We start from the raw sequence: 692 nt of genomic DNA, 5'->3' as shown, positions 1-692 counted from the left end.
CGGCGGATCAGGTTATACGCCAACAGATACATCCAGACTTCCTTCTCCACCATGGCGGGCGTCTTGCAGCGCAGCACCTCCATGCCCAGTGTCGTCTTGATATCCCGGAAGCTCAGCTCGATCTGCCAGCGCTCCTGGTAGAGCGCCTGGATCTGTTGGCGTGGCGCTTGCCTGGAGGAGCACAGTGTCGTGACGATGACCATGTTCCCGGCGGCCAGCTCCCGGACCGGCATGGTGTCGGGCAAGGCATCAAAGGCTTCTTGGCTCATCCACTCGTGCCGGTTCTTCGGTTTCTGCCAGGTGGCGATGTGGTCCTTGTCACCCAGCCTCTTCCCTGTCTGAAAGTCGGTCTGGCGGCCAAAGTGTTGGCGCATGACCACATCGACACCGCGGGCTTTCAGCGCCGCGATGAGCGCATAGGAGGGGTAGTAACGGTCGGCGATGACGATGTCGCCTGACTCAAAGGTGTCGAGAATCTCCCGCAGCAAGGCATGCTCTCCCGTGCCCTTGCCTTTCACGGGCCCCATCGCCGCATTAAGGATCGCCCCGCTGCTCAAGTCCAGGATGGCCACCAGCCGGGCGGTCGGGAACCCGAGACCGGGCTTCTGGCCGGTTTGCTGAGGAAAGCGCTGCTGGTTCTCGGGCGTGTCCGGCATCGACACCGTGGTACCGTCGATCAGCTTGATCGGCCG

Annotated in this window: 1 protein-coding gene; it reads right to left on the bottom strand. The window is 62.4% G+C overall.

Annotated elements, in window-relative coordinates:
• On the bottom strand, nt 1-692 hold a 692-nt coding region (locus ACOMD9_RS21095), incomplete at both ends, for an IS4 family transposase (protein ID WP_421417981.1).

This window comes from Halomonas terrestris, from assembly GCF_049166755.1.
Taxonomy (GTDB): Bacteria; Pseudomonadota; Gammaproteobacteria; order Pseudomonadales; family Halomonadaceae; genus Halomonas.
This window is presented reverse-complemented; position numbering and strand designations above follow the sequence as displayed.